Raw genomic sequence first — 23,994 nt, forward strand, 5'->3', positions numbered from 1 at the left:
CGATCAACCGTGACCCATGCCGTTCTCGACGTCCGGATCCAGATCGATCTTCTGGCCGTGGGAGTCGGTCATCATCAGGCTGTAGCTGTAGATGCCCATCCGCGCGCATTCATAGATGATCTTGAAGCGCGTGAACGGGGCTGGCTTGCCCTCATAGTGATGTTCCATCCAGGCATAGCTGGAGAAATTGACGCCATAATCGCGCTGAATTTCGATCGGCCGGCGTTGGAACGTCCAGCCCGCCTTGATCAGCTGATCGCTGAGCGTGAAGACCATCAGGCTGCGTTCGCTCAGATCCATGGTCAGGCGCGTGGGCTTGGCCGGATCCGCGTAGTTCATGAAATTGAAGTTCTCGTCCAGGCCGATGACCAGATCGACAACCTTTTGGGGCGTGGGTTCAGTCACGTGCTTGCCTCCCGACTAACAACACCACCAGGAAGGGAATCGCCCCAAAAGGCAAGGAAAGATGGTGAGGCGTAGCCGCCTTTCCCCAAGGCCTCCACGATGGCCGCCGCCTCGTCGCGTCGGCCGCTCATCCGATAGGCGCGCGCCAGGGTGTCCATGACCGCCGGAGACAACGATCCCCGGCGCGGCGACAGCGTCGAGATCGCCGCTTGCGGATCCCCCGCGGCCAGTTGCGCGAAGCCTCGCAGGGCCGACCGATCGCCCTCCCCTTCCCGCTTGTCGGAGAGTATCCGCAAGCGTTCAAGCAGGGCCTCGGCCAAGCTCTTGGCTGTGGGCTGGTCGCCGGCGCACTGAGCCAAGACGATGGCCTGCATCGCCATCCGGCCATCCAGATCCGGGGCCCAGATGTTGGCGTCGCCGGTCGCGCGCAGCTTGGCCAGACTGGCGGCCGCGGCCACATGCAGCGCCTTGGCCTTCGCCAGACCGGCGGGGCCCGTCCAGGCGATGCGGTCCACGGCGTCCATCTGCGAGATTACCTGATACTCGCGCCAGCGGGCATTGGAGGGGTCCAGAGCGGCCAGCTCGTTGAGCCGGCGGGTCGCCGCTTCGAAAGCCTGCCGAGAGGCGATGGCCTCTCCCAGGTCGAACCTCAGCCGGAGCAGCGCCGACTCCGCCGCGACGCTCCGCGCCAGAAGCCGCTTGTCGTCGCGCGCGCCAGCCGCGGCCTCGGCCAACAGCGCGCTGACGGCCTCGCGCTCGGCCAGGGCCTCGCGCAAACGGCCCAGACGGACCAGGCAATCGGCGAGCCAGGCGCGGGAGTTCGCGGCGCCGACCAGGTTGACCTTGGCCTTGGGCGCTCGGGCCCGTTCGGCCTCGAACACGGCCAGCGCCTTGCGGAACGCGGCCGCGGCTTCCTCGGGCCGGCCTTGCTCGAACAGCAGCGTGCCGAGGTTGTTGTTGGCGTAGGCCACCTCGACCCGCCACTCGGCCCGGCGAGGATCCAGCTGGACCAACCGACGCGCCAAGGCGTCATATTGCTTGAAGCCACGCTCGGCGCCGGCGACGTCGCCGCGCCGCCACTGAACATAGCCAAGCCAGAAAACGTTCTGCGCCTCATCGAAGATGCGCTGGCCATCCTTGGGATCCCGCTCGGCCAATGTTCGCGTCGTGGTCGCCGCCTGCCCGAAGGCGTCCTCGGCGCCGACCAGATCGCCGCGTTGCTCGCGGATCGTCCCCAGCAGGGTCTGAGCCTTGGCGCGCTGGGCCAGGGCCTTGTCGTCCAGCCTGTCGTCCCGCGCCTTGGCGTAATAGGCCAGCACCTTGGCGCTGACGCCGTCCAGCACATCCAGGCGGCCGACCGGTTCGAGCTGCTGGCGCAGATCGCCCAGCATGTAGGCGACCAGGGCTTCGGTCTCGTCGCGCTGCTCCCGCGCGATCTGGCGGGACTGAAGGGTCAAGACGGTCATCGCGCCCATGCCGACGGTGACGGCGAGGGCCAGGGCGGTGAAGGCGGACATCAGCCGCAGACGACGGCGGGCGTCGCGCTGAACCAGCTGGTCCAGACTGACCCGGAGCAGCCGCGCGGCGATCTTCAGACGCGCCAGGCGCCGGCCGTCGGCGCCGGGCCGCAAGTCCACGGCCAAGGGTTCGACGCCCACGGGCAAGGCGGCGCGCAGAGCCGGGGTCAGCAGCTCGTCCAGCGGAGTCGCGAGCGGCGTGGACGGGGTGATCACGCAAATCACCTGCCCTGGACCCCGCGTCGCGAGGAAATAGGCCAGCTCCTGGTCGACCCAGCGCGACGCCGCCGAGGCCGGCGAGCACAGCACGATCAGAGCGTCCGAACGGTCCAGGGCTTCGCGGATCGCCCCGCTGAGATCGGCGGCGGCGCTGAGGTCGTCCCGATCACGGAAAATCGGCCGTAAGCCGCCCGCGAGCGCTTCTCCGCCCTCGCTCCGGAGCTGTTTCGGCGCGCGGTAGGTCTCCAGCGCGCGATGCAGCCAAGCGGCGGTTTTGCGATCCCGATGACTATAGCTGATAAAGGCGCGGTACCGCTGTCGACTATCCATATGTCGTCCCCCGATCGACAGCAGGAGCGTAACAGATGACAGTGATTCCGCCGTCGCCCCTTCGCGCTTCGAGCCTTACCGCGATCGAACCGCTGTCCAAAGAATATCGCGCCAACAAGTTGTTCCGGCACATGAGCCGTGACGAGGTCGACTCCCTTTCGTCGGCGATCGAGCACCTGCGTTTTGGCAAGGGCGAGATGATCCTGCAGCGCCATGATCAGGACGGAGGCGTCTATCTGTTGCTGGACGGCGCGCTGCTGGCCAACCAGTACGCCAAGTCGGGGCGCGAGGTGGGCTATCGGCGCATCGTCGCGGGCGGCTACTTCGGCGAGATCTCGGCCATCGACGGCCTGCCCCGGTCGGTCAACGTCATCGCGATGGAGGACGCGCGGATCGCCCGCCTGCCTCAAGTCCTCGTGCGTCGCCTGTTTCACGAATCGACCGGCTTCATGCGCGCGTTGCTGGAGGACATGGCCAGCCTGACCCGATCCCTCACCGACCGCCTGTTCGAGCTGACCGCCATCTCGGTGGCCTGCCGGGTCGATATCGAGCTTCTTCGCATGGCGGCGGCGACGGGCGGCGACGGCCAGACGGCGGTGATCCGCCCCTGCCCCACCCATGCCGAACTGGCCGCCCTGTTGGGCAGCCAGCGCGAACCGGTGACACGTGAACTGAACCGCTTGGCCAGCCTGGACATCGTGCGCCAGAACGGTCGCACCCTGCACGTGCTGAATGTCCCGGCCCTCGCCGCCGAGGTCGAACGCATCGGCGGCGAGGTCTAGGGTCTAGATCAGAACTTGCGGCTGACGCCGATCGACGAGACCAGCGGGTCCAGATCGACCGAGCTCTTCAGCGCGCCGCCATTGATCTTGGCGTCGGTGTTGAACCACACCTTCTTGACGTCGGCGTTCAGGAGCCAGGGGCCCTTCAGCTTGACGTTCACGCCAGCTTGCAGGGCGTAGCCGAAGCCGTCGTCGAGCTTCACGGTGAAGCCGTTCTTGTCCTTGCTGCTATAGAACAGCATGTAGTTCACGCCGGCGCCGACATAGGGGCTGACGCGCGCGGCGGGCAGCGGGTGATATTGCAGCGTGACGACCGGCGGCAGCACCCAGGCGGTGTGGACCAGAACGTCGGTCCCCGGTCCTTGAGCGCGGATATCGTGCTGCGTCGTGCCCAGGATGGCTTCGACGGCGACCTTGTCGGTCAGGAAGTAGGTGAAGCCCAAGGTCGGCTTCACGTCGTTGGCGACGTGGGCCTTCAGCCCGGTGGACGCGCCGGCCGCCGTCAGGATCGCGGCGTCCTTGTCCGGGGCGACCTGGGTGATGCGGGCGTGGACGATGAAGTCGCCCTTGGCGTTAGGCGAAAACTCTTGCGCTTGCGCGGCGCCGCCGAGAAGAGCAGCAAAGGCAACAGAAGCGACAACAAACTTTTTCATAGGTCTATCCCCAGAACTGGCGACCCTCTTTGTTTGTCGCCACAATGAAGTCTACAGAACCCGATCTTGACTTCCTTGATCTCGGTCAGTTTCGAAAAAAACTATATGGCGCGCGAAAAGCGTTCTTGCGGCTCGGAACGACGGTCGAAGGCCTGAGCGACCAGCCGAACGAAGGGACGCCCCTCTTCGGTCAGGCGGATGACGTCGCCATCGACACGCGCCAGACCGTCGGCGCGAAGGCTTTCCAGCTTGGCGATGTCGTCGACGAACACACCGGCCGACACTCCGTGCCGCGCCGCCACCACGCCCAGGTCCACCGCGAAGTCGCACATCAGGCGCTCGATCACGTCGGCCCGAAGCCGGTCGTCGTCGGTCAGGGCCACACCCCGCGCCACCGGCAGCCGGCCCGCCGCGATCGCCGCGCGCCACATCACTTCGCTGCTCTGGTTCTGCGCATAGCCTTGCGGCAATCGCCCGATCGACGAGGCCCCCAGCCCGATCAGCGTCGGATGCGGATCGGTCGTGTAGCCTTGGAAGTTCCGCCGCAGCGTTCCCGAGGCCAGGCCCAGCGCCAAGCTGTCGCTCGGCAGGGCGAAGTGATCGAGGCCGATAGCCACGTAGCCCGCGCGGACCAGACGCTCGGCGGCGGCCTGGCTCTGCTCCAGGCGCCCCGCCGCGTCGGCCAGGTCCTCGTCGAGAATCAGCTTCTGATGCGGCCGGGCCCACGGCACATGCGCGTAGCCGAACAGAGCGATCCGCTCGGGCCGCAAGGCCAGCACCTTGTCCAGCGTCGCCACCACATCCGCGGTCGTCTGCCGGGGCAGGCCGTACATCAGGTCGAGATTGATCGAGGCCACCTCGGCCTGGCGCAGCCAATGGACGGCCCGGGCCACCACGTCGAACGGCTCGATCCGATTGACGGCTTCCTGAACGTGCGGCGCCAGGTCCTGGACGCCCAGGCTGGCCCGGTTCAGCCCGTGGAAGGCGGCGGCCTTCACCCAACCCTCCGTCAGGACGGCGGGGTCCAGCTCGGCCGAGATCTCGACGCCCGGCGCGAAGGGAAACACGTGCCGCATCGCGCCGAACAGGCGAACCAGATCGTCGCGGCTCAGCATGTTCGGCGTCCCGCCGCCCAGATGCACCGCGCCCGCCTTGATCCGCCCAGGCAGCCGCTTTTCGACCAGGATCAGCTCATCGATCAGGTGATCGACATAGTCGCTGATCAGCGCCGGCTTGTTCACCACCCGGGTGTTGCAGCCGCAGTACCAGCACAGCCGATCGCAGAACGGGATATGGGCGTAGAGCGAGACCGGCTCGGCCGGATCCAACGCGCTCAGCCAATCGCCATAGACGTCGGCGTCGACCGCGTTCGAGAACTGCAGGGCGGTCGGATAGCTGGTGTAGCGCGGCGCGCGGCTATCGTAGCGGGTCAGCAGATCGTGGCGTGAAACGACGGGCTGGGCGGTCATGAGCATCTCCTCGGCGCGGTGATCGTGCGCGCCGAGGCGATGTCTCGCCGTGATCTAGATCAACGCTCCCAGCCGCCGCCTAGGGCCAGAAATAGCGTCACTTGATCGGCGGCGACCTGACTGTCCGACGCCGCCAGGGCCGCCTCCGCGCTGGCCAACGTGCGCTGAGCGTCGAGACCGACCAGGTAGGGGCTGCGACCGGCGCGGTAGAGGGCGCGCGTCTGGGTCTCCGCCAGGGCCGCCTGGTCTCGCGCCGCCTTGAGCGCGGCGTTGCGCCGCAGGTCCTGGACGTAGGCGTCGAGGCTGGTCTCGGTCTCCCGCAGGGCGGTCAGCACCACGCCGTCGAACCGAGCCAGGGCCGCGTCGGCGCCGGCCTCGCTCTGGCGGATCCGAGCCCGCTCCCCCTGGCCCGGGATCGTCCAGCTGATCAGCGACGACAGGCCCCAGCGATTGGCGGCCGGTTGGCCGATGTCGGCCAGAAGGCCGGTCGACCCGGCGCCGAAGCCCAGGGTCACGTTCGGATAGAGGGCGGCCGTCGCCACGCCGATCCGCGCCGTCGCGCCGGCCAGAGTCCGCTCGGCCTGGCGCACGTCGGGGCGGCGCTTTAGCAAGGCCGCGCCGTCGCCGACCGGGATCGGCTGCTTCAGCGTGGGCGGCGCCACGCAGGCCTCGACCGCCTTGGGAAACTCGGCGGGCGGCTTGCCGGTCAGCGTGGCCAGCTTGTACAGCGCCGCGCGCCTGCGGCTCTCGAACCCCGGCAGAGCCGCGCGCGACTGATCCAGCAGAGCCCGCGAGCGGGTGACATCCATGACCGCGCCGCGACCGGCCTTCACCAGGGCCTGGGTCGCGGCCAGGCTCTTGGCCTGCAGATCGACCGTATGGCGGGCGACGGCCAATTCGTGGCCATTGGCGCAGGCGTCGACATAGGCGCGAGCGACGTCGGCCGCGACGCTGACGCGGGCGAGGTCCAGGGCCGCTTCGCTGGCCTCGGCGTCGGCGCGAGCGGCCTCGGCGGCGCGTTTCAGACGGCCGACCAGATCGACCTGGTAGGAGACCTTCACCCCGACATCGGCGAGGTTCTCGACCGGCAGCTGCTCGCTGAGCAGGTACTGCTCGCCGGATTCCCGCGAATGCAGGGCGGCGGCCGAGACGCCGGTCTTGAAGCCGCCGGCGTCGTCGGCCTCGCTGACGATGGCCTGGGTCCGCGCCAGATTGGCGGCGGCGACGCGCAGGTCGGTGTTGGCGGCCAAGGCCTGCTGGACGAGGTCGTTCAGCACCGGATCGTCATAGAGTTTCCACCAGCCGGCCGGCAGCGGGGCCTGGCTGACCGCCGGCGCGTTCGCGCCCATGAAGGGACCCCGCGCCGTCGGAGCGTTGATCTTGGCTTCGGCGGGCAGCGTGTAGTTCGGGCCGACGGTCGAACAGGCGGCCAGGGCCAGCAACGAGCCGGCCATGGCCAGGGCGCGCAGCGCGTTCACTTGGCCGCTCCCTTGATCATGTCGACCGAGACGGTGGCGGTGCGTCCGGCGATCAGGCGCAAGTCGTTCGGCGTCTGGTCCAGCGCCACCCGCACCGGCACCCGCTGCGCCAGGCGCACCCAGCTGAACGTGGGATTGACGTTGGGCAGCAGATTGCCGCTGGCCGCGCGGTCACGATCCTCGATGCCGGCGGCGATCGACTGGATGTGGCCCTTCAGGGGCTTGTCCTCGCCCATCACCTTGACCGTGACCGGCTGCCCCAGACGCAGGCCGGAAAGCTTGGTCTCCTCGAAATAGCCCTCGACGCGGAACGAGCGGCTGTCGATCAGGGCCAGCACCGGCTTGCCGGCGGTGACATAGTCGCCGGTGCGCAGGGTCAGGTCCGACAGGAAGCCGTCGGCCGGGGCCAGCACCACGGTGCGCTTAAGGTTCAAGGCGGCGACGTCGCGGGCGGCCTCGGCCTGGGACAGGGCGGCCTGCGACTGCTCGACCTTCGACCGGCTCTGCTCGGTCACCTCGGCGGCGACCAGCTCGCCGAGGGCGCGGTTGCGCGCCAGCTCGCGCCGGGCCTGAGCCAAGGTCGCCTGCTGGGCCTGCACCGCGGCGTCGGCCTGGCGCAGGGCCAGGGCGTAGCGTTCGCGGTCGACATAGAACAGCGGCTGGCCCGCCTTGACCGTCTGGTCATTGACGGCGTCGACCCGCGTGACCAGGCCGGAAACGTCCGGAGCGACCTGGACCACGTCGGCGCGCACGCGGCCGTCACGGGTCCAGGGATCGACCTGATAGTGGGTCCACAGCGCCTTGCCGCCCACCAGGGCGGCGATCACGACGGCGCCGGTGACGGCGACGCGGACGGTGGTCAGCAGGATGGTTTTCAGGGGGGGCATGATCGAAACTTCGGGGGCTCTAGAACTTGAGGACGGGCGAGGCGACGACGGCCGCCCAAAGGATGACGAAGACCGCCGTGTCGAAGAGCGCGGGGTGCCAGACGAAGCGGTAGGCCCCGACCCAAGAGAGCAGCCGACGCAGCACGAACGAGGCGGCCAAGGCGATCAGGGCCGAGACCAGGACGGACGACAGGAAGACGCCGTTCAAATCGATTTCACCGGTCATTCAGCGATCTCCGGAACGAAGGCGGGCGCCTCCGGGAACAGGTTGCGGCGCAGACCCACCAGGGCCGAAACGCCTTGCACCGCCGAGGCGGCGCGGGCGGCGGAAAGGCCCCGCAGGGCCGAGTCGATGCGGGCGAGCAGCTCGGCGACCGGCGGCTGGCGGCGACCGGCGGCCAAGGCGGCGAAGTGCTGGCCGACGCCTTCCAGCGCGACGTCCAGGCAAACGCGCCCCTCGGGCGGAAGGTCGGCGCGGGCGGCCTGGACCGTGACGAGATTCATCCCGATCCGCAGATCGCGCAGGGTGTCGACGCCGACGAAGTCATGACGCTCGCCCGTCTGGGCCAGCTTGGGCGTGAGGATTCCCAGCCGATCGACCAGAATCGCGGCGAAGGCCGCCGGCTCCGGCGCCTGGCGGGCGCGCGCCAGGCGGGCGATGCCGCGCCAGGTCCGCTTCAGAAGCCGCTTGGCGCTAGCGTCCACGCCCATCGAGCGCAGACTGGCCGTGACCAGGATCGCGAAGATCAGCCCGACGAACTGGCCCAGATTGCTGTTCAGGAAGCTGGCGAAGTCGGCGCTGAACGTCTCCTGCAGGGCCAGGGCGTTGCAGAAGCCCATCAGCACGGCCAGGGCCGATCCGGCCCGCTTGGGGTCGGGGATATAGAGGCCCAGGAACAGCAGCACCGGCGCCATGGTGGCGACCAACATCGGAAAGCCGTCGATCGCCGGCAGCACGGCGAACATGTAGAGAGCGGCCAGCGGCAGAGAGACCAGCGAGAACAGGCCGAAATTCTTGATGGCCGGCACCGGGTCGTCCATCGCCGCGAAGAAGCAACAGAACACCGCCGCCATGATCGGCGCGGCCGCGCCGTCGCCCCAGCCGGCCAGGATCCAGGTCGCGCAGGACAGCATGATCGCGATCGCGGCCGCCGCGCCCGACAGCAGGGCCAGCGGCAGGTCGGCGTGCATCGGGGTCCGCCCGCGGGCGCGGGCCGAGGCCTCCAGACCCGGCGACAGCGGCGCGTCGGGATCGTCAAGGCGTCGCATCAGGGCATGGCTCTCGGCGAGGGCGCGGACGGCCTCGGAAAGGCGCACCAGCAGGCTTTCGATCAGCAGACTTGTCCAGGCCGAGTCGCGACGCCGGGCCGCCAACTCTTCCAGCCGCGCGATCAGCGCCAGGCCCTCGTCGCGCGGCGAGCCGGCCTCGATCCAGGCGACGACCGTGTTCAGGGCGGCGCGGACACGGTTGTCCTTGACGTCGCGCAGGGCGCCCATTCGGTCCGCCAGCCCCGACAGCAGCGGGATCAGCAGTAGCATCCGCTCGTGCAGGGCGCGCACGACGCCGCTGGTCTCGCGCAGGCGCGAGGTGTCGAACGGCAGGTGGACGGACAGCAGCTGGATCTCGCTGGCGGCTGCGGCCAGATGGCGACGGTCACGGGCGATCGCCTCGGCGTCCTCGCCGCGCAGAACGTCCAGCGCCCAGTGGTCGGCCTCGCCCAGCCAGGTCGAGACCCGTTGGCGCAGCACCGCGCCGACCGGCCGCGGGAAAACCAGGCTATGCACCAGGGTCGCGCAGAGGATGCCCAGTCCGATCTCGATCACCCGCGATACGGCGACGTCGAAGATCGCTCCCGGCTGGGACACGCTGGGAAAGCCGATGATCGCCGCCGTATAGCCGGCCAGCATCAGCAGATAGCTTCGCGGGGTGCGGTCCAGCAGCGAGACGGCCAGGCAGCCGCCGACCCACAACGACAGGGCCAGCGATAGCAGCCAGGGCGCGTTGACGAGGTTCGGCACGAGGACCACCGCCGCCGAGGCGCCAAGGATGGTGCCCAGAACGCGATACAGCGCCTTGGACCGCACCGCGCCCGAGAGCGGCTGGCTAACGATATAGGCCGTCGTCATCGCCCAGTAGGGGCGCGGCAGGCCCAGGGCGAAGCCGATATAGAGGGCGAGCATCGCCGCCGCGAAGCTGTTCAGCGAGAACAGCATCGTCCATCGATCGAATTTGGGGAGCACGGCGCTAGAGGCCCTCTCTGGCCGCGGCGTCCAGGGCGGCCTCGAAGGCGGCGAAGGTCCTGAGCGCGGCGGCCAGGTCCTCGTCGCCGACCGCGGCCAGCATCTGGGCGCGGACCACTTGCACGGCGTCCTCGATGACGGCCGCGAGGGCCTGGCCCTCGGCGGTCAGGTGCAAGGTCTTGGCCCGCTTGTCGGTGGGGTCGTCGCGACGCTCGACCAGACCACCGAGGCAAAGCTGATCCAGAATGCGGACCAGCGACGGCCCTTCCACGCCCAGCTCCTCGGCCAGAACGCCTTGGCGCATCCCGTTGCCCGCGCGGGCGATGGTCAGCACCGGCATGGCCCGAGCGTCCGACAGGCCATGCGCGGCCAGGGCGCGATTGACTTCGCGCCGATAGACCCGCGCGAGGCGCAGAATGGCCTGGGCGAAGGTGCGTTCGTCGAGGGTGCGAGCAGTGGTCATGGAACGTCGATCAATTAGATAGGTAGCTTCCTATTTAATTTAGATAGCATCCTACCGATTTCAACGCAACCCGGCGCGCGATGGGACGATCCGGTTCAAGACGCGAAAAGGCCGTCGCCGGTTCCCCGCGACGGCCTTGGTTTCGACCAAAAAGACGGCGGCGCCCTAACCCAGCGCGCGCTTGTAGAGCGCCAGCAGATTGCTCCACGCTCGCTCGGCGGCGGGCTCGTCGTAGACCTGGCTGCCCTTGACGGTCCAACCGTGGTTCGAGCCGCCGAACACCTCGACCTGGGCCGGGCGTTTGGCCGACGCGAACGCCGCCTTCAGCTGGTCCTTCACGTCCGGCTCCCGCTGGTCGTCGTTGCCGGCGATCTCGATCAGATATTCGGCGTGGGTCTTGGGGATCAGCAGATGCGGGCTGTCGGCGTCCTTCGAGACCAGTCCGCCGCCGTGGAAGGTCGCGACGGCGCCGATGCGCCCCGGCGCCACACCCGCCGTATAGAAGGCCAGCGGGCCGCCCATGCAGTAGCCCTGCGTCCCGATCTTCTTGCTCTTGTCGGTCTGGGGCTGAGCGTCCAGGAAGGCGACATAGGCCTCGGCGTCCCGGGCCGTGCCGGCCGGCGTCACCGAGGGTCGCAGCGTCATCAGCTTGGCCCGGTCGTCGGGCTTGGAGAAGTCGAACGTCCCGTCGATGACCGGCGCCTTGCGGACGCGGTAATAGAGGTTTGGGACCAGCACCACATAGCCAGCCTCGGCCAGGCGCCGGCCCATGTCGCGGAACACCGGGCGCAGGCTCATGATGTCGGGCCACAGCAGCACCGCCGGCCACTTGCCCTTCCCCTTCGGGTAGAACAGCGCCGCGTCGGCGACGCCGTCGGCGGTCTTCACCGTGACGTCCTTTTCCTCGACCTTGTCGTCGGCGCGCGCGACCGTGGCGATCCCGGTGGCGGCGACGGTCATCAGACCGAAGGCGCGGCGCGAGAGGCGCGGATCGTGAACGAGGCCGGGGTGGATATCGTCATCGCACATGGCGGTCTCCCTGAGCTTTGGACGCGAACGCTATAACCGCCTCGCGCGTTCGCCTACCCTCTTCACGCGGACACTGGATAGGTGGCCTTGCCGGGCAGCAGCGTGTCCTGCTTGCGGCCGTCGCACAGGGCGTAGCTGAAGCCGCTCTGGATCGCCCAGGCCCCGACCTCGCCCCTCTTGTTGACGGCCAGAAAGCCGACCTGAATGTCCTTGGCCTGGGGCTTCTTCTTCAGGATCCGCTCGACGGCTTCCCGGCAGGCGGCCTCCGGCGAGCGGCCCTGGCGCATCAGCTCCACGACCAGGAAGCTGCCGACGTTGCGGATCACCTCCTCGCCGACGCCGGTCGAGGTCGCGCCGCCGACGTCGTTATCGACATAGAGACCCGCGCCGATGATCGGGCTGTCACCCACTCGGCCCCGCATCTTCCAAGCCATGCCGCTGGTCGTGCAGGCCCCGGCGATATTCCCCTTGGCGTCGATCGCCAACATGCCGATCGTATCGTGGTTGCCCTTGCCGCCCGGCGTCCCGAGCTGCCCGGTCGTCTTGCCGTAGTCGCCGACCTCGCTATTGGCCTTGGGCTGGTACTTGGCGTCCTTCTTCCAGGCCTCCCAGGCGGCCTTGGAGTCCGGCGTCAGCAGTTCCTCGTACTGGAAGCCCTGCTCCAGCGCGAACTGCAGCGCGCCGGCGCCGACCAGCATCACGTGGGGAGTCTTCTCCATCACCTTGCGCGCCACCGAGATCGGGTGGGCGATGTGTTCCAGCGCCGCCACCGCGCCGCAGTTGCCCAGCTCGTCCATGATGCAGGCGTCCAGCGAGACATGGCCGTCCCGGTCGGGATAGCCGGCGCGGCCGACGCTGTGGTTCTTCAGATCCTGCTCGGGCACACGGGCGCCGGCCTCGACCGCGTCCAGCGCGCGACCGCCCTTCGAGAGCACCGCCCAGGCCGCCTGGTTGGCGGCGACGCCGAAGTCCCAGGTCGAGATCACGCACGGCCCGTCCAGCCGCGTCACGGTCTCGGCGGCCGACGCCTTGGCGCCGATCAGCGCCGATCCGACCAGGGAAGCGCCGATCAGGCCTCTACGATTCATCATCCACGTATGCTCCAAGAGGTTCGCCCGGATTCCGTAGCATGGCCTGGAGAAGACGATGACCGCCGATCGCATCCTGCTGGAAGTCTGCGTCGACACGCCCGCCGGACTGGCGACGGCGATCGCCGGCGGGGCCGATCGCATCGAACTGTGCGCGGCGCTTGGGCAGCAAGGCCTGACCCCCGCGCCGGGCCTGATCGCCCAGGCGAGCAAGGCGCCGATTCCGATCTACGCGATGATCCGCCCGCGCCAGGGCGACTTTCGCTACGACGCGGTCGAGCTGGACGCCATGCGTCGCGACATTGACGCCGCGCGCGACGCGGGCCTGGCCGGCGTGGTGTTCGGGGCCAATCGCGACAACGGCGAGCTGGACGCCGATGTGCTGGCGCCGTTGATCGCGCAGTCCGAGGGGCTGGGCGTAACCCTGCACCGCGCCTTCGACCTCGTCCCCGATTTCGAGGCCGGGCTGGAATTGGCCATCGACCTGGGCTTCGAGCGCGTGCTGACCTCGGGCGGGGCCCAGAACGCCATGGCCGGCGCGGCGCGGATCGCCCAGCTGGCGGCGCGGGCCCGGGGTCGCATCGCCATCCTGGCCGGCGGCGGGATCAATCCGGCCAACGCCGCCGAGGTGATCGCCCGCACCCGCGTCACCGAGGTCCACGGCTCGTGCAGCGCGCCGCTCCCCGGTGTCGATCACGGCTCGCGCGCCTATGAGCTGGGCTTCACGCCCGATGGGGCCCGCGACACGCGGCGCGAGATCGTCGAGGACCTTGTCCGCGTGCTGCGCCAGCTCTAGAGCCTTTAGCCTGAAGGCTTACTGGCCCGGCGGGTGCGTCTTGACCCAGTCGCCATAGACCTTGAACACCTTCAGCGGCTGCGCGCCGAACCAGGAATAGCCGTCGCGGCGTTCCTGGGAAATGTCGTCGACATTGTCATGCAGCGACTTGTCGCGATCACCGAAGATCGGCTTCTCGGTCTTGCGATCATAGTAGCGCGCCCAGATCGGGCCGGCGCCGGTCTTGTCGATCAGGTGGCGGCCATCGGTCTGGCCCTTGCCGGTCCATTCCTTGCCCATGATGGCGTGATGGTTCAGCCAGGCCACGCCCCAGTGCACCGCCCGCACCTCCTGAGGCGTCGGGTCCGGCAGGCTCATCAGATAGAGCAGCAGGTCGGCGCTCTCGCTGGTCGCCAGGGCCGGCGGCTCGAAGTTGCGCGCGCCCACGGGTTCGAGCGTGAAGGGGTCCGCCTGCTGCCCCCACAGGGTCAGCTTACCGTTCACGCGGATCTGGGTGGCGACGATGCACAGCCGCCCCCACTTGGCGGCCTCGGCGGCCTTGGCGCGCAGATCCGCCGGCACGAAGGCGAATTCGGCCTTGGCCTCCGACACTTCCGTCAGCAGGGCCGCCGCCTCGGAGACGGCGTTGTCGTTATAGGTGATCGCGTCGTGATAGCCGCCCTCCAGCGGCCAGACCTGCGGCCAGCCGCCGTTCGGGAACTGGGCGGCCAACAGGTAATGGACGCCCTTCAGGAAGCTCTGACGATAGGCGTCGCCTTCCGGGCCGGGGGCCTGCGTCGCCACCTTCGCCAGGAAGCGCATCTCGGTGATGGTGGCGTTGTTGTCCAGCGTGCCGACATAGCTCCAACGCGGACTGTGGGGGGCGTCGAAATCGTCCTTGCCCAGGTGCTGAGAGCTATTGTCCGAGGCCCAAGGCTGGCCCGGAAGGCGGAGCGCGCCGCGACGGTCCTGGTTCTTGCTCCAGCCGCCGGCCGGGGTCTGGAAGCTGACGATGACGTCGGCGATGTGGCGCGCCTCGGGCGAGGCGTACCAGGCCGGAGCCTTGTGCAACGCCATGCCGCCGTCGCCGTGGGCGGTGGCGGGAAGCGGCGGCGGCGCGGTTTCGCCCGGCTTCAGTTCGGCGGCCAGGGCGGCGCGATCGGCCTGCATCTGGGCTTGCGAGCGCGCGAGATAGGCTTTCCAGGCCGGTTGCTGGTCGGCGGGCAATTGGGCGATCCGCTCGGCGGTGATCGGCAGGGCCGGCACGTTCTGGCCGATGACGCCCGCCAGGGCCGGCGCGGCCAACAGACTGGCGGACAGGAAAAGGCCGATGGCGGCGGCGCGCTTGGACATGTGAGCGTTTCTCCCCTGGAGCGTCACGGCGCGGACGCCCTCACCCAAAATGATACCGGTTTCCTAAAATTAGAAAACGGGCGTTCTTGTGGCGCTTGGGAGCGGTCGTCTCATCCCTGAATGATATGCGGCACGAAACGCGAGCGATCGCGCGTGACGCGACCGTGATCCTCGCGGATCCCGATCCCCGCCGGCTGGTCGCCGATCACCCACGAGCCGATGACCGGATAGTTCGATCCGAACCTGGGCGGCGGCTTCAAGGCCTGTCGGATCCAGCCTTCCTCGCCATAGCCCTGGTCCAGCACCCTGCCCTTGCGGCCGTTCTTCCAGAGCTCGATGTTCGCGCCCTCGCGGCTGAACAGCGGCTTGCGGGCGTAGCTGGCGCCGAGACGCTCGCTCTTGGGATCGTCCTCGAAATAGCTCTCGAGCAGGTTCGGGTGCCCCGGATGGCGTTCCCACAGCAGCGGCAGCAACGCCTTGTTCGACAGGATCGCCTTCCACGGCGGCTCCAGGAACAGCGTCCTCGACCCGGCGATATTGGCCGCGTAGGGCTCGCGCAGCATGTCTTCCCAGGGGTGCAGCTTGAACAGCGCGCCGATGATGTAGTTGTCCTGGTCGACGAACCGCCCGTCGGCGTCGAGACCGATCTGGGTGGTCGGGACGAACTTGGGCTCAAGCCCCGCCAGGCTGGCCATGTCTTCGAGGAAACGCACCGTCTGGCGATCCTCGACGAAGTCGGCGTCGCTGGCGAAGTGCACGAAACCGCCGTCCGGGAAGATCGCGCGGAAGCGATCGGCCAGCCGCTCGTGGATGCTGTTGAACTGGTCGGTGTCTTCCGGAAGCCGCCCCTGGGCGATCAGGTCCTCCAGCCAAAGCCACTGGAAGACGCCCGCCTCATAGAGGCTGGTCGGGGTGTCGGCATTGTATTCGTAGAGCTTGGGCGGCTCGGTTCCGTCGTAGAAGAAGTCGAAGCGGCCATACAGCGATGGGTCGCGGGCCTTCCACGAGGCTGCGACGACATCGCGCGCGGCCTCGGGAATCTTCAGCCGGGCCATCAGGGCGTCGCTGGTCGCCGCCTCGTCCACGAGGTCGAGGCACAGGGCGTGCAACGCCTGCGTCGCCAGCTCGATGTGGTCCTCGATCTGAGCCAGCGTGAAGGCGTAGGCCGCCCGCTCGTCCCAGTAACGGCGGCCGTCGGCGTGGTGCCAGGTAAAGCCGACCGCCTCGGCCTTGGACTTCCAGTCGGGCCGAGGGGTCAGGTCGATGCGACGCATCAGGCGTTCGAGCCGTCTTTGGCGACCTTGGCCTTGTCTTCGATGGCCAGGGCCGGCGGCGGCAGGGCCTCGTCCTTGGGCGCCATCAGGCGAGCCAGCACGTCCTCGGCTCCGCCGCCGCCCGGCAGAATGCCCGCCGCCGCCAGCTTGGCGTCGAGATCAGCGCCGGTCCGGCGATCCTCGGACTCGTTGTGCAGGCGGAACTGCTCCTCGCGGACGGCCTGGCGCTCCTTGATGCGCTTGAGGCTGTCGGCGGCCGAACCGACGACGCCGCTGGCCGAACCCGAACGCGAGATCACCGCCGACTGGGCCTTCTGGACGCTCTCGTTGACCTTGACCATGTCGATCTCGCGCCGCAGCGCCTCGATCTTGGTGTCGGTCTGGGTGATGACTCCGCGCATCTTGTCCTCGGCGGCGCGCAGCTCGGTCATCTGGCCGCCCTTCTGGGTCGACTCCTTTTCGAGATCGGCGATCCGCTGGGCGACTTCGAGCGCGAGCGCTTGATCGCCCTTGGCCAGGGCGGCGCGGGCCGAGGCCTCGTACTTGCGCACCTGATCGTTCAGCTGGCCGACCTCGGTCTCCAGGGCGCGGCGGCGCGCCACCATCTTGGCCAACTCGTCGCGAGCCTTGCCTTGGGCGGCGTCGGCGTCTCGGATCTCCTGGTCCAGGATCCGCAGCGCGTTGGCGTCCACCACCGTCTGGGCGCCGTCGTGAACGGAACCTCGGAACAGGGCCGAGAGCTTGCTCCACATCGACATCAGGTCAGTCTCCGGTCTTCTGTCTTTCAGGCGGCCGCGACGCGGCTCTTCTCGAAGGTTTCACGCAGGTCGCTGGCGGCGGCGATGGCGTTGGCCGCCAGGGTGCGCAGCTCGATCACCAGCGTCTGCAGGGTGGTCTTGGACGAAATCTCGCCCATCAGCTCGTAATAGTCACGACCGTCGATGGTGGTAATGCCGAAGTTCGACAGGGGCACGACCTTCTGGGCCTTCAGCAGGAACTCATTGAAGGCAGAGCGGTCGTTCTGCTCGTCGCAGGGCCACAGGATGGTCGACGCCACCATCTGCAACGCTCCGCCGCTGACATAGACCGGCAGATCGCCGAACTCGTGCATGGTGACCAGCAGGACAGGCTCGACGCCCTCGATGATCGCGGCGCTCATCTCGCCTTCGCGCACCAGGTTGGTCTCGACCAGCGCGTCGCGCAGGCTCTTGATCGTCCAGGCGGTGTCGATAACGGAATCCATGTGTCTGACGCCTCGGGGAGGATTGGGATTGGCCCGCAAGGCCGGTCCGCGGACCGACTCCACGACGATCGCCTGGACGGCCGAAAGGATGTCGGGCTTGCACGCCGCCGGAGCCCAGACCTCGATCTTCACGAAGCCGGCTTGCCGGCGGGCTTCACGCCACGCGCGGGTTCTTTCGGCGGCCTGAGCGCCCCTGGTGATCTTGGCAGGCATCCGTTACATGTACGCATAACATGTACGCTTGACAAGGCGCCGACCGACGTCATCCTGCGACCGAGTTCACCCGAGGGCAAGCGCGGTCTTGGGGGACGCCGCGTCGTTCTTCGGCTAGAAGACGCGGAAGGGTTGCTAGAGGGCTCGCGGGAGCGAATTCTTCGATGTTCGGAAAACTGTTCGGCGGCAAGGCGGAGGAGCCCCGCTCCATCCTGCCGGTCATTCGCAACGTCACGATCGGCCGCACCGTCGTGCTGGACCCGCTGGCCTGGCGACGCTTCGGGGCCGAGACCCGCTTCGCCCTGGACCGCGACACGCTGGAGATCACCGCCCAAGGCCTGATCGAACTGAGCGACGGGGTCTTCGTCCATCGGTTCTATACCGACGACGAGGTGATGTTTCAGATCGTCTCGGACGACCGCGCCGGCGAGAAGGCCAACGACTTCACCCTGTTCCTGCCTTGGTCCAGCGACTATCCGGGCAGCGGCGATGGCGGCTTTTCCTGGAACGCCCGCCTGCGGGCGCGGTCTTTCCAGCCCAACGGCCTGCCCGAATACCGCCGCTTCTGGTTCGGCGAGGACGCGGTCGAGCAGGACCCCGTGACCCTGTGGGAAAACGTCTATTACGATCGCGAGTCCCAGGAGCCGGACAAACGGCTCTTCCAGACCACCATGCTGTTCCACCGCGACCTTCCGGCCGACGGCCGCGAACTGCTGTTGGCGCTGACCCTCGAGCCCGAGGATGGCGAGGTCACGCACGAGACGATGATCGGCCTGCCGCTGTCGGTGGGCGAGTTCAAGGCCTAGGGAGAGAAGATGCTCGACTTCATCGGCTTCAAGGATGGCGCCCTCGCCTTCCTGCTGGCCTTCGTCGTGGCCGGCCTGTTCACCATCGTCTTCAAGGCCGTCTATCAATGGGCGACGCCCTATGACGAGAAGGCCCTGATCCGGAGCGGCAACACCGCCGCCTCCGTCGCCCTGGTCGGCGCGCTGATCGGCTACGTCCTGCCGCTCGGCTCGGCCCTGACCCACACGGTCAGCCTTCCGGAATTCGCGGCCTGGGCGACCCTGGCCGGCGTCATCCAGATCGCCGCCTTCACCGGCGTGCGCCTGATCGCCCTGCCAGACGTCAAGACCCGGATCGAGAACGGCGAGATAGCCATCGGCGTCTATCTGGCCGGTGTCGCGATCGCCGTCGGCGTGCTGAACGCCGCCTGCATGACCTCGTGAGATCTCGCATGACCACACGCAAGCGCTCGGCTTCGCTCAAGCTCACCACCATGCTGGCCGGCGCGGCCAGCCTGACCCTGGCCGGTTGCGACGACCACAATGGCGGGCAGGCCAGCTGGGATCCCAATCAGGGCGAAAAGGTCCAGGCCTTCAGCTACAAGACCCTGCAGGAGTGCAAGGACGCCGGCGAGGTCCCGGTCCAGCAGTGCGAAACCTCCTACGCGGCCGCCCAGAAGGAAGACCAGGAAAAGGCGCCGCGCTACGAGGCGCGCTCGACCTGCGAGGACGTCTACGGCCCGGGCAACTGCGTGCCGCGCAGCTATGGCGGCCACGACGTCTTCACGCCGCTGCTGGCCGGTTTCGTGATCGGCCGGATGATGGATGGCTACCACGGCGCGGGCCTCTATCGCCGCTATGACGACTACGGCGGCGGCGGCTACTACTCGACCTGGGGCGGACGGCTGGACCGCGATTACAGCACCGGCCGCACGGTCATCACGCGCGAGAGCATCGACCCGCCCGACGCCATTCGCAGCGCGCCGCCCAAGGTCCAGACCCGCACCTCCGTGGTCTCGCGCGGCGGGTTCGGCGGCGGCCGCAGCTATTCCAGCGGGGGCTTCAAGGGCGGCTTCGGCGGTTAGAACTGACCGATAAATTGCGATTGACTCTCAACTAGACCTCGCGCTTAATTGCGAAGCGTTCGCAAGACGCATCGGGCCGCTCACCGAGATCGGTTCGTCGACGGCGGGTGTCGGCCCCCTGCTTCGGCGAGGAGATTTCAGGCGTGCGGCCCGATCCTTTCCTCCATCAGTCTATCCCTCACTGCGGCCCCGCTGGCCTGGCCGAGGGCGAGCGGATCCTGCTGTGGATGCTGCGCCAGTGGGTGGCGGCCCGGGTGCTGGGCGAGGAGCCCAAGGCGCGCCTGTCGAAGACGGCCGGATCCCTGGTTTCGCCCGGCGTGGCCACGGCCTTCCTCCTGATGATGACCGCCTTGGAAGGCCAGATTCGGCGTCCACTTTGCGTGTCCTCGCCCGGTTGCGGCGACTATGCCGAGGATGAGCAGCGACTGATCACGGCTTGCGGCGTCTGCCCCGCCTCGCCCGAGATCGCCCAGCGCCTGCTGGAGGCGATGCTGATCCAGCCCGAGGCCGTGACGGTGATGGCGCGCTTCCTGAACACGGCCCTGGCCCGTGACGGCATGGCCCTGCCGATGCGGTTCGACGAGCCGGAGACGCCCGCTCGTCCCACCCTGCATTAGAGCTTCGCCCAGCCCTCTTCGACCAGCCGCGTCGCCAGGGCCCTCGAGGCCGTCCTCACCTCATTCCAGGTCACATCGAACCCGGCTTCGTCGCCATAATATGGATCCGCCACTGCGCGCCCCTGCCGCCCGGCTACAAGGTTCATAAGCAGATCCACCTCGGCCGCAGCGTCGGCCGGGGCGATCCGACGCAGCCCGCTCAGATTGTCGTGGTCCAGGGCGTAGATGTGGGTGAAGACGCGAAAGTCGTCCGGCTTCACCTGTCGCGCTCTCAAGCCGCCAATATCCACGCCATGGCGGCGCGCCACGGCGATGGCGCGCGGATCGGGCGGCTCGCCCTTGTGCCAACCGCCCGTGCCGGCGCTATCGACGACGACGTCCAGGCCGCATCGCTCGGCCTCGGCCCGAAAGGCGCCCTCGGCCAGGGGAGAGCGACAGATATTGCCCAGGCAGACGAACAGAACCGCGGCCTTGGCCATCACGCCCTCCCCCAACCGCCGCCGCCCGGCGTCTCGATGACGATCGCGTCGCCCGCGCCGACCTCGACTAGATCGGTGGCGGCCAGCGCCTTGACCGTCCCGTCGGCGCGCTCGACCCAGGCCCCGCCCACCGCGCCGGGCCCGCCGCCCTCCAGCCCGAAGGGCGGGACGCGCCGACGGTTGGAGAGCAAGGTCGCGGTCATCGGCTCGCGGAAACCGATCTTGCGCGTGACGCCATCTCCGCCCCGCCGGGCGCCCGCTCCACCCGAGCCGCGCCGGATCGAAAAAGCCTCGACCAGCACCGGATAGCGCGTCTCCAGCACCTCCGGATCGGTCAGGCGGCTGTTGGTCATGTGGGTCTGGACCGCGTCGGTCCCGGCGAAATCCGGTCCCGCGCCCGAGCCGCCGCAGATGGTCTCGTAGTACTGCCGCCGGTCGTCGCCGAAGGTGAAGTTGTTCATCGTCCCCTGGGCGGCCGCCATGACGCCCAGAGCGCCGTAAAGGGCGTCGACCACCACCTGGCTGGTCTCGACATTGCCGGCCACCACCGCCGCCGGATAGCGCGGCCGCAGCATCGAGCCCTCGGGAATGATGAGTTCGACCGGCCGCAGGCAGCCGTCGTTCATCGGGATCTCGTCGTCGACGAGGGTGCGGAACACGTAGAGCGCCGCCGCCCGGCAGATCGAGGCCGGCGCGTTGAAATTGGTCGGGACCTGGTCGCTCGTGCCGGTGAAGTCGACACACACCGTTCTGGCCGCTTGATCCACGTCGATGGACACGCGGACCACCGCCCCATCGTCCAGTTCGTAGACGAACGATCCGCTCTTCATCGTCGCCAGCACGCGGCGCACCGCCTCCTCGGCGTTGTCCTGGACGTGGGCCATGTAGGCTTCAACGACCGCCTGGCCGAACTCGGCGACCATGGCGGTCAGGGCCTCGGCCCCGCGCGCGCAGGCGGCGACCTGGGCCTTGAGGTCGCCGATGTTCTGGTCGGGATTGCGCGCCGGCCACTTGCCCGAGGCCAGCAGAGCCCGGGTCTCGGCCTCGCGGAAGCGGCCGTCCTCGACCAGCAGGAAGTTCTCGATGAGAACCCCCTCCTCCTCCACCGTTCTGCTGGTCGGCGGCATGGAGCCGGGCGTCACGCCGCCGATGTCGCCCTGGTGGCCCCGCGCGGCGACGTAGAACATCAAGGCCGCGTTCTGGTCGAAGACCGGCATGACCACCGTCACGTCCGGCAGGTGGGTGCCGCCGTTGTAGGGGGCGTTCAGCATGTAGACGTCGCCGGGCTTCAAGCCGCGCCCGCTTTCTTCAAGTCCCTCGCGGACGGCCCGCACGCTGTCGCCCATCGAGCCCAGGTGGACCGGCATGTGCGGGGCGTTGGCGATCAGGTTGCCGGCGCGGTCGAACAGGGCGCAGGAAAAGTCCAGGCGCTCCTTGATGTTCACGGAATAGGCGGTGTTCTGCAGGGCGAAGCCCATCTCCTCGGCGACGGCCATGAAGAGGTTGTTGAACACCTCCAGCATGACCGGGTCGGCCTCGGTCCCGATCGCCTTGCGGGCCGGCAAGGCGACGACGCGATCGAGGATCAGATTCAGGCGAGGATCGACGCTCGCGCGCCAGCCCGGCTCGACCACGGTCGTGCCGGTGGCTTCACGGATGATGGCGGGACCCAGGATTTCAGCGCCGATCGGCAGGGCCTCGCGGTCGAACACCGGCGTCGCGTGAAGCGCGCCGGCCATGCGGGCCTCGACGGTCGCGAGCGCCTGGACTCCCTTTGACGAGCCGGACTCAAAATCCGGTTCGGAGCCCGCGTCCGAGCGGCCGATCGCCTCCACGGACAAGGTCTCCACCACCAGCGGCGTTGTCGGAGAGGTGAAGCCGAAGCGACGCTGGTGCTGATCTTCGAAGGCCGCGCGAACGGCGGCGATGTCATCGAACGGGACGACCAGCGGCGTATCGGTCCCCGCGTACTTCACGCGCAGGCTGGCGATCGCCTCCACCGAAGCGATCGGCACCTCCTGAGCCCGCAAAGCCGCCTCGGCCTCCCCGGCCAAGACCGCCGCTCGCGCGGCCAGATCGCCCGCGTCGTCGAGCGGCCGCTCGACCGTCTCCTCGCGGATCAGGCGCAGGTCAGCCAGGCCCATGCCATAGGCGCTGAGAACGCCCGCGAACGGATGGATCATCACCTGGGTCATGCCCAGGGCGTCGGCGACGAGGCAGGCGTGCTGGCCGCCCGCGCCGCCGAAGCAAGCCAGCACATAGCGGGTGACGTCGTAGCCCCGCTGGATCGAGATCTGCCGCACGGCCTTGGCCATGTTCTCGACGGCGATGGTGACGAAGCCCTCGGCGATTTCCTGAGGCGTCATGGCCTTGCCGGTCGACGCCGCGATCTCGCCCGCCATCGCCTCGAAGCCGCGCGTCACGGCGTCGACATCCAGCGGCTGGTCGGCGTCGGGCCCGAACACCTTGGGGAAGAACTCCGGCCGCAGCTTGCCCAGCATGACGTTGCAGTCGGTGACGGTCAGCGGTCCGCCCCGGCGATAGGCGGCCGGTCCTGGGACCGCGCCGGCCGAGGCCGGCCCCACGCGCAGGCGCGCGCCGTCGAACGAACAGATCGAGCCGCCGCCAGCCGCCACCGTGTGGATATTCATCATCGGCGCGCGCATCCGCACGCCGGCGACCACCGTCTCGAAGGCCCGCTCGTACTCCCCGGCATAGTGGCAGACGTCGGTCGAGGTGCCGCCCATGTCGAAGCCGATCACGCGCTCGAAGCCGGCCTCGGCCGCCGTCCGCGCCATGCCGACCACGCCGCCGGCCGGACCGGACAGGATGGCGTCCTTGCCCCGAAAAGCCCGCGCGTCGGTCAGGCCGCCGTTCGACTGCATGAACAGCAGCCGCGTGTCGTGGCCCAGCAAGGTCGAGACCTGGTCCACATACCGCCGCAGGATCGGCGAGAGGTAGGCGTCCACGACCGTGGTGTCCCCACGCCCGACCAGCTTCATCAGCGGGCTGACCTCATGGCTGACCGAGACCTGCGTGAAGCCGATCTCGCGGGCGATCGCCGCGACGCGCCCCTCGTGGTCGGTGAAACGGAAGCCATGCAACAGCACGATCGCCACCGCGCGGAAGCCGGCGTCGTAGGCGGCCCGGAGGTCTCGCCGCGCGGCGGCTTCGTCCAGCGGCCGCAGAACCTGTCCCTCGACGCCGATCCGCTCGTCGATCTCGACCACACGGTCGTAGAGGGCTTCCGGCTTGACGATATGGCGCTCGAAGAGCTTCGGCCGCGCCTGGTAGCCGATCCGCAAGGCGTCGGCGTGGCCAGCGGTGATCGCCAGGACCGTCGGCTCGCCCTTACGCTCCAGGAGGGCGTTGGTGGCGACGGTGGTGCCCATCTTGACCGCGTCGACGCGCGCGCCCTCGGGCAGCAGCGCGCGAACACCCGCCACAGCGGCGTCGGCGTAGCGTTCGGGATTTTCCGACAGCAGCTTGTGGGTGACCAGCGATCCATCCGGCCGCCGCGCGACGATATCGGTGAACGTGCCGCCGCGATCGATCCAGAACTCCCAGCCGCGCGGCTGCTGATCGGTGGCGCTCATGAGGGGACGGAAC

23 protein-coding genes are annotated in these 23,994 nt (G+C 68.6%); 6 read left to right on the forward strand and 17 right to left on the reverse strand.

The features are described from left to right. Positions 1 to 3: 3 nt before the first annotated feature. Together FCU40_RS10260 and FCU40_RS10265 are read right to left on the reverse strand one after the other, a co-directional pair. Complete coding sequence (locus tag FCU40_RS10260) at positions 4 to 405, reverse strand: hypothetical protein (RefSeq protein ID WP_004617782.1); 402 nt, start codon at positions 403 to 405, stop codon at positions 4 to 6. Next, complete coding sequence (locus tag FCU40_RS10265; protein ID WP_168074715.1) at positions 402 to 2,471, reverse strand: toll/interleukin-1 receptor domain-containing protein; 2,070 nt, start codon at positions 2,469 to 2,471, stop codon at positions 402 to 404. The genes FCU40_RS10260 and FCU40_RS10265 overlap by 4 nt, the downstream gene beginning before the upstream one ends. A gap of 131 nt (positions 2,472 to 2,602) precedes the next feature. Here FCU40_RS10265 and FCU40_RS10270 point away from each other — a divergent pair, with 131 nt between their 5' ends. Continuing rightward, positions 2,603 to 3,253: a Crp/Fnr family transcriptional regulator gene (locus FCU40_RS10270; RefSeq protein ID WP_241693587.1), complete on the forward strand. Its 651-nt coding sequence runs from the start codon at positions 2,603 to 2,605 to the stop codon at positions 3,251 to 3,253. An 8-nt stretch (positions 3,254 to 3,261) separates the two neighbouring features. On the opposite strand, the gene FCU40_RS10275 is transcribed toward FCU40_RS10270, so the two are convergent. The 9 genes from FCU40_RS10275 to FCU40_RS10315 all read right to left on the reverse strand — a co-directional run bounded on the left by FCU40_RS10275 (position 3,262) and on the right by FCU40_RS10315 (position 12,564). Then, positions 3,262 to 3,906: an OmpW family outer membrane protein gene (locus tag FCU40_RS10275; protein ID WP_004617788.1), complete on the reverse strand. Its 645-nt coding sequence runs from the start codon at positions 3,904 to 3,906 to the stop codon at positions 3,262 to 3,264. Positions 3,907 to 4,007: 101 nt separating this feature from the next. Then, positions 4,008 to 5,375, reverse strand: a complete 1,368-nt coding sequence (gene hemN, locus FCU40_RS10280; protein ID WP_168074717.1) for an oxygen-independent coproporphyrinogen III oxidase — start codon at positions 5,373 to 5,375, stop codon at positions 4,008 to 4,010. 59 nt (positions 5,376 to 5,434) lie between these two features. Beyond that, complete coding sequence (locus tag FCU40_RS10285; RefSeq protein WP_206677325.1) at positions 5,435 to 6,853, reverse strand: efflux transporter outer membrane subunit; 1,419 nt, start codon at positions 6,851 to 6,853, stop codon at positions 5,435 to 5,437. Continuing rightward, the gene (locus FCU40_RS10290; RefSeq protein WP_168074718.1) at positions 6,850 to 7,740 is read right to left on the reverse strand and encodes an efflux RND transporter periplasmic adaptor subunit; all 891 of its coding nucleotides are present in this window, start codon (positions 7,738 to 7,740) and stop codon (positions 6,850 to 6,852) included. The genes FCU40_RS10285 and FCU40_RS10290 overlap by 4 nt, the downstream gene beginning before the upstream one ends. A gap of 19 nt (positions 7,741 to 7,759) precedes the next feature. Then, positions 7,760 to 7,966, reverse strand: a complete 207-nt coding sequence (locus FCU40_RS10295) for a DUF1656 domain-containing protein (RefSeq protein WP_004617794.1) — start codon at positions 7,964 to 7,966, stop codon at positions 7,760 to 7,762. Next, positions 7,963 to 9,954 (reverse strand): FUSC family protein, encoded by a 1,992-nt coding sequence (locus FCU40_RS10300; RefSeq protein ID WP_168074720.1) that lies wholly within the window; start codon positions 9,952 to 9,954, stop codon positions 7,963 to 7,965. The genes FCU40_RS10295 and FCU40_RS10300 overlap by 4 nt, the downstream gene beginning before the upstream one ends. Before the next feature lie 31 nt (positions 9,955 to 9,985). After that, the gene (locus tag FCU40_RS10305; RefSeq protein ID WP_168074721.1) at positions 9,986 to 10,444 is read right to left on the reverse strand and encodes a MarR family transcriptional regulator; all 459 of its coding nucleotides are present in this window, start codon (positions 10,442 to 10,444) and stop codon (positions 9,986 to 9,988) included. Positions 10,445 to 10,609: 165 nt separating this feature from the next. Then, positions 10,610 to 11,473 carry a dienelactone hydrolase family protein gene (locus tag FCU40_RS10310; protein ID WP_168074722.1) on the reverse strand — a complete coding sequence of 288 codons (864 nt, stop codon included), beginning with the start codon at positions 11,471 to 11,473 and terminating at the stop codon, positions 10,610 to 10,612. A gap of 62 nt (positions 11,474 to 11,535) precedes the next feature. After that, complete coding sequence (locus FCU40_RS10315) at positions 11,536 to 12,564, reverse strand: N(4)-(beta-N-acetylglucosaminyl)-L-asparaginase (protein ID WP_168074723.1); 1,029 nt, start codon at positions 12,562 to 12,564, stop codon at positions 11,536 to 11,538. 55 nt (positions 12,565 to 12,619) lie between these two features. Here FCU40_RS10315 and FCU40_RS10320 point away from each other — a divergent pair, with 55 nt between their 5' ends. Beyond that, on the forward strand, positions 12,620 to 13,357 hold the full coding sequence (locus FCU40_RS10320) for a copper homeostasis protein CutC (protein ID WP_168074724.1): 738 nt from the start codon (positions 12,620 to 12,622) through the stop codon (positions 13,355 to 13,357). Between the two features lie 18 nt (positions 13,358 to 13,375). Here FCU40_RS10320 and pelA read toward each other — a convergent pair whose 3' ends face one another. The 4 genes from pelA to FCU40_RS10340 form a co-directional block, all read right to left on the reverse strand. After that, positions 13,376 to 14,689, reverse strand: a complete 1,314-nt coding sequence (gene pelA, locus FCU40_RS10325; protein WP_168074725.1) for a pectate lyase — start codon at positions 14,687 to 14,689, stop codon at positions 13,376 to 13,378. A gap of 110 nt (positions 14,690 to 14,799) precedes the next feature. Further along, positions 14,800 to 15,963 (reverse strand): glutathionylspermidine synthase family protein, encoded by a 1,164-nt coding sequence (locus FCU40_RS10330; protein WP_168074726.1) that lies wholly within the window; start codon positions 15,961 to 15,963, stop codon positions 14,800 to 14,802. Beyond that, positions 15,963 to 16,721 carry a PspA/IM30 family protein gene (locus FCU40_RS10335; RefSeq protein ID WP_004617806.1) on the reverse strand — a complete coding sequence of 253 codons (759 nt, stop codon included), beginning with the start codon at positions 16,719 to 16,721 and terminating at the stop codon, positions 15,963 to 15,965. The genes FCU40_RS10330 and FCU40_RS10335 overlap by 1 nt, the downstream gene beginning before the upstream one ends. Before the next feature lie 26 nt (positions 16,722 to 16,747). After that, the gene (locus FCU40_RS10340; protein ID WP_168074729.1) at positions 16,748 to 17,419 is read right to left on the reverse strand and encodes a DUF2170 family protein; all 672 of its coding nucleotides are present in this window, start codon (positions 17,417 to 17,419) and stop codon (positions 16,748 to 16,750) included. A gap of 164 nt (positions 17,420 to 17,583) precedes the next feature. On the opposite strand from FCU40_RS10340, the gene FCU40_RS10345 reads away from it, so the two are divergent. The 4 genes from FCU40_RS10345 to FCU40_RS10360 all read left to right on the forward strand — a co-directional run bounded on the left by FCU40_RS10345 (position 17,584) and on the right by FCU40_RS10360 (position 19,906). Next, positions 17,584 to 18,225 (forward strand): DUF2491 family protein, encoded by a 642-nt coding sequence (locus FCU40_RS10345; RefSeq protein WP_168074730.1) that lies wholly within the window; start codon positions 17,584 to 17,586, stop codon positions 18,223 to 18,225. Between the two features lie 9 nt (positions 18,226 to 18,234). After that, entirely contained in the window at positions 18,235 to 18,648 is a 414-nt protein-coding gene (locus FCU40_RS10350) for a DUF350 domain-containing protein (RefSeq protein WP_004617812.1), read from the forward strand. An 8-nt stretch (positions 18,649 to 18,656) separates the two neighbouring features. Continuing rightward, complete coding sequence (locus tag FCU40_RS10355) at positions 18,657 to 19,289, forward strand: DUF1190 domain-containing protein (protein WP_168074731.1); 633 nt, start codon at positions 18,657 to 18,659, stop codon at positions 19,287 to 19,289. A gap of 143 nt (positions 19,290 to 19,432) precedes the next feature. Continuing rightward, positions 19,433 to 19,906 (forward strand): hypothetical protein, encoded by a 474-nt coding sequence (locus FCU40_RS10360; RefSeq protein ID WP_168074732.1) that lies wholly within the window; start codon positions 19,433 to 19,435, stop codon positions 19,904 to 19,906. Here the strand turns inward: FCU40_RS10360 and FCU40_RS10365 are convergent. Together FCU40_RS10365 and FCU40_RS10370 are read right to left on the reverse strand one after the other, a co-directional pair. Continuing rightward, on the reverse strand, positions 19,903 to 20,400 hold the full coding sequence (locus tag FCU40_RS10365) for a low molecular weight protein-tyrosine-phosphatase (RefSeq protein WP_168074733.1): 498 nt from the start codon (positions 20,398 to 20,400) through the stop codon (positions 19,903 to 19,905). The two genes, FCU40_RS10360 and FCU40_RS10365, sit on opposite strands and share 4 nt — an antisense overlap. Further along, positions 20,385 to 23,981, reverse strand: coding sequence for a hydantoinase B/oxoprolinase family protein (locus tag FCU40_RS10370; protein WP_168074734.1), 3,597 nt, complete (start codon positions 23,979 to 23,981; stop codon positions 20,385 to 20,387). Before FCU40_RS10370 ends, FCU40_RS10365 begins: the two co-directional genes overlap by 16 nt. Positions 23,982 to 23,994: the final 13 nt, after the last annotated feature.

It is taken from the genome of Caulobacter sp. SSI4214, from assembly GCF_012184455.1.
Classification (GTDB): Bacteria; Pseudomonadota; Alphaproteobacteria; order Caulobacterales; family Caulobacteraceae; genus Caulobacter; species Caulobacter vibrioides_E.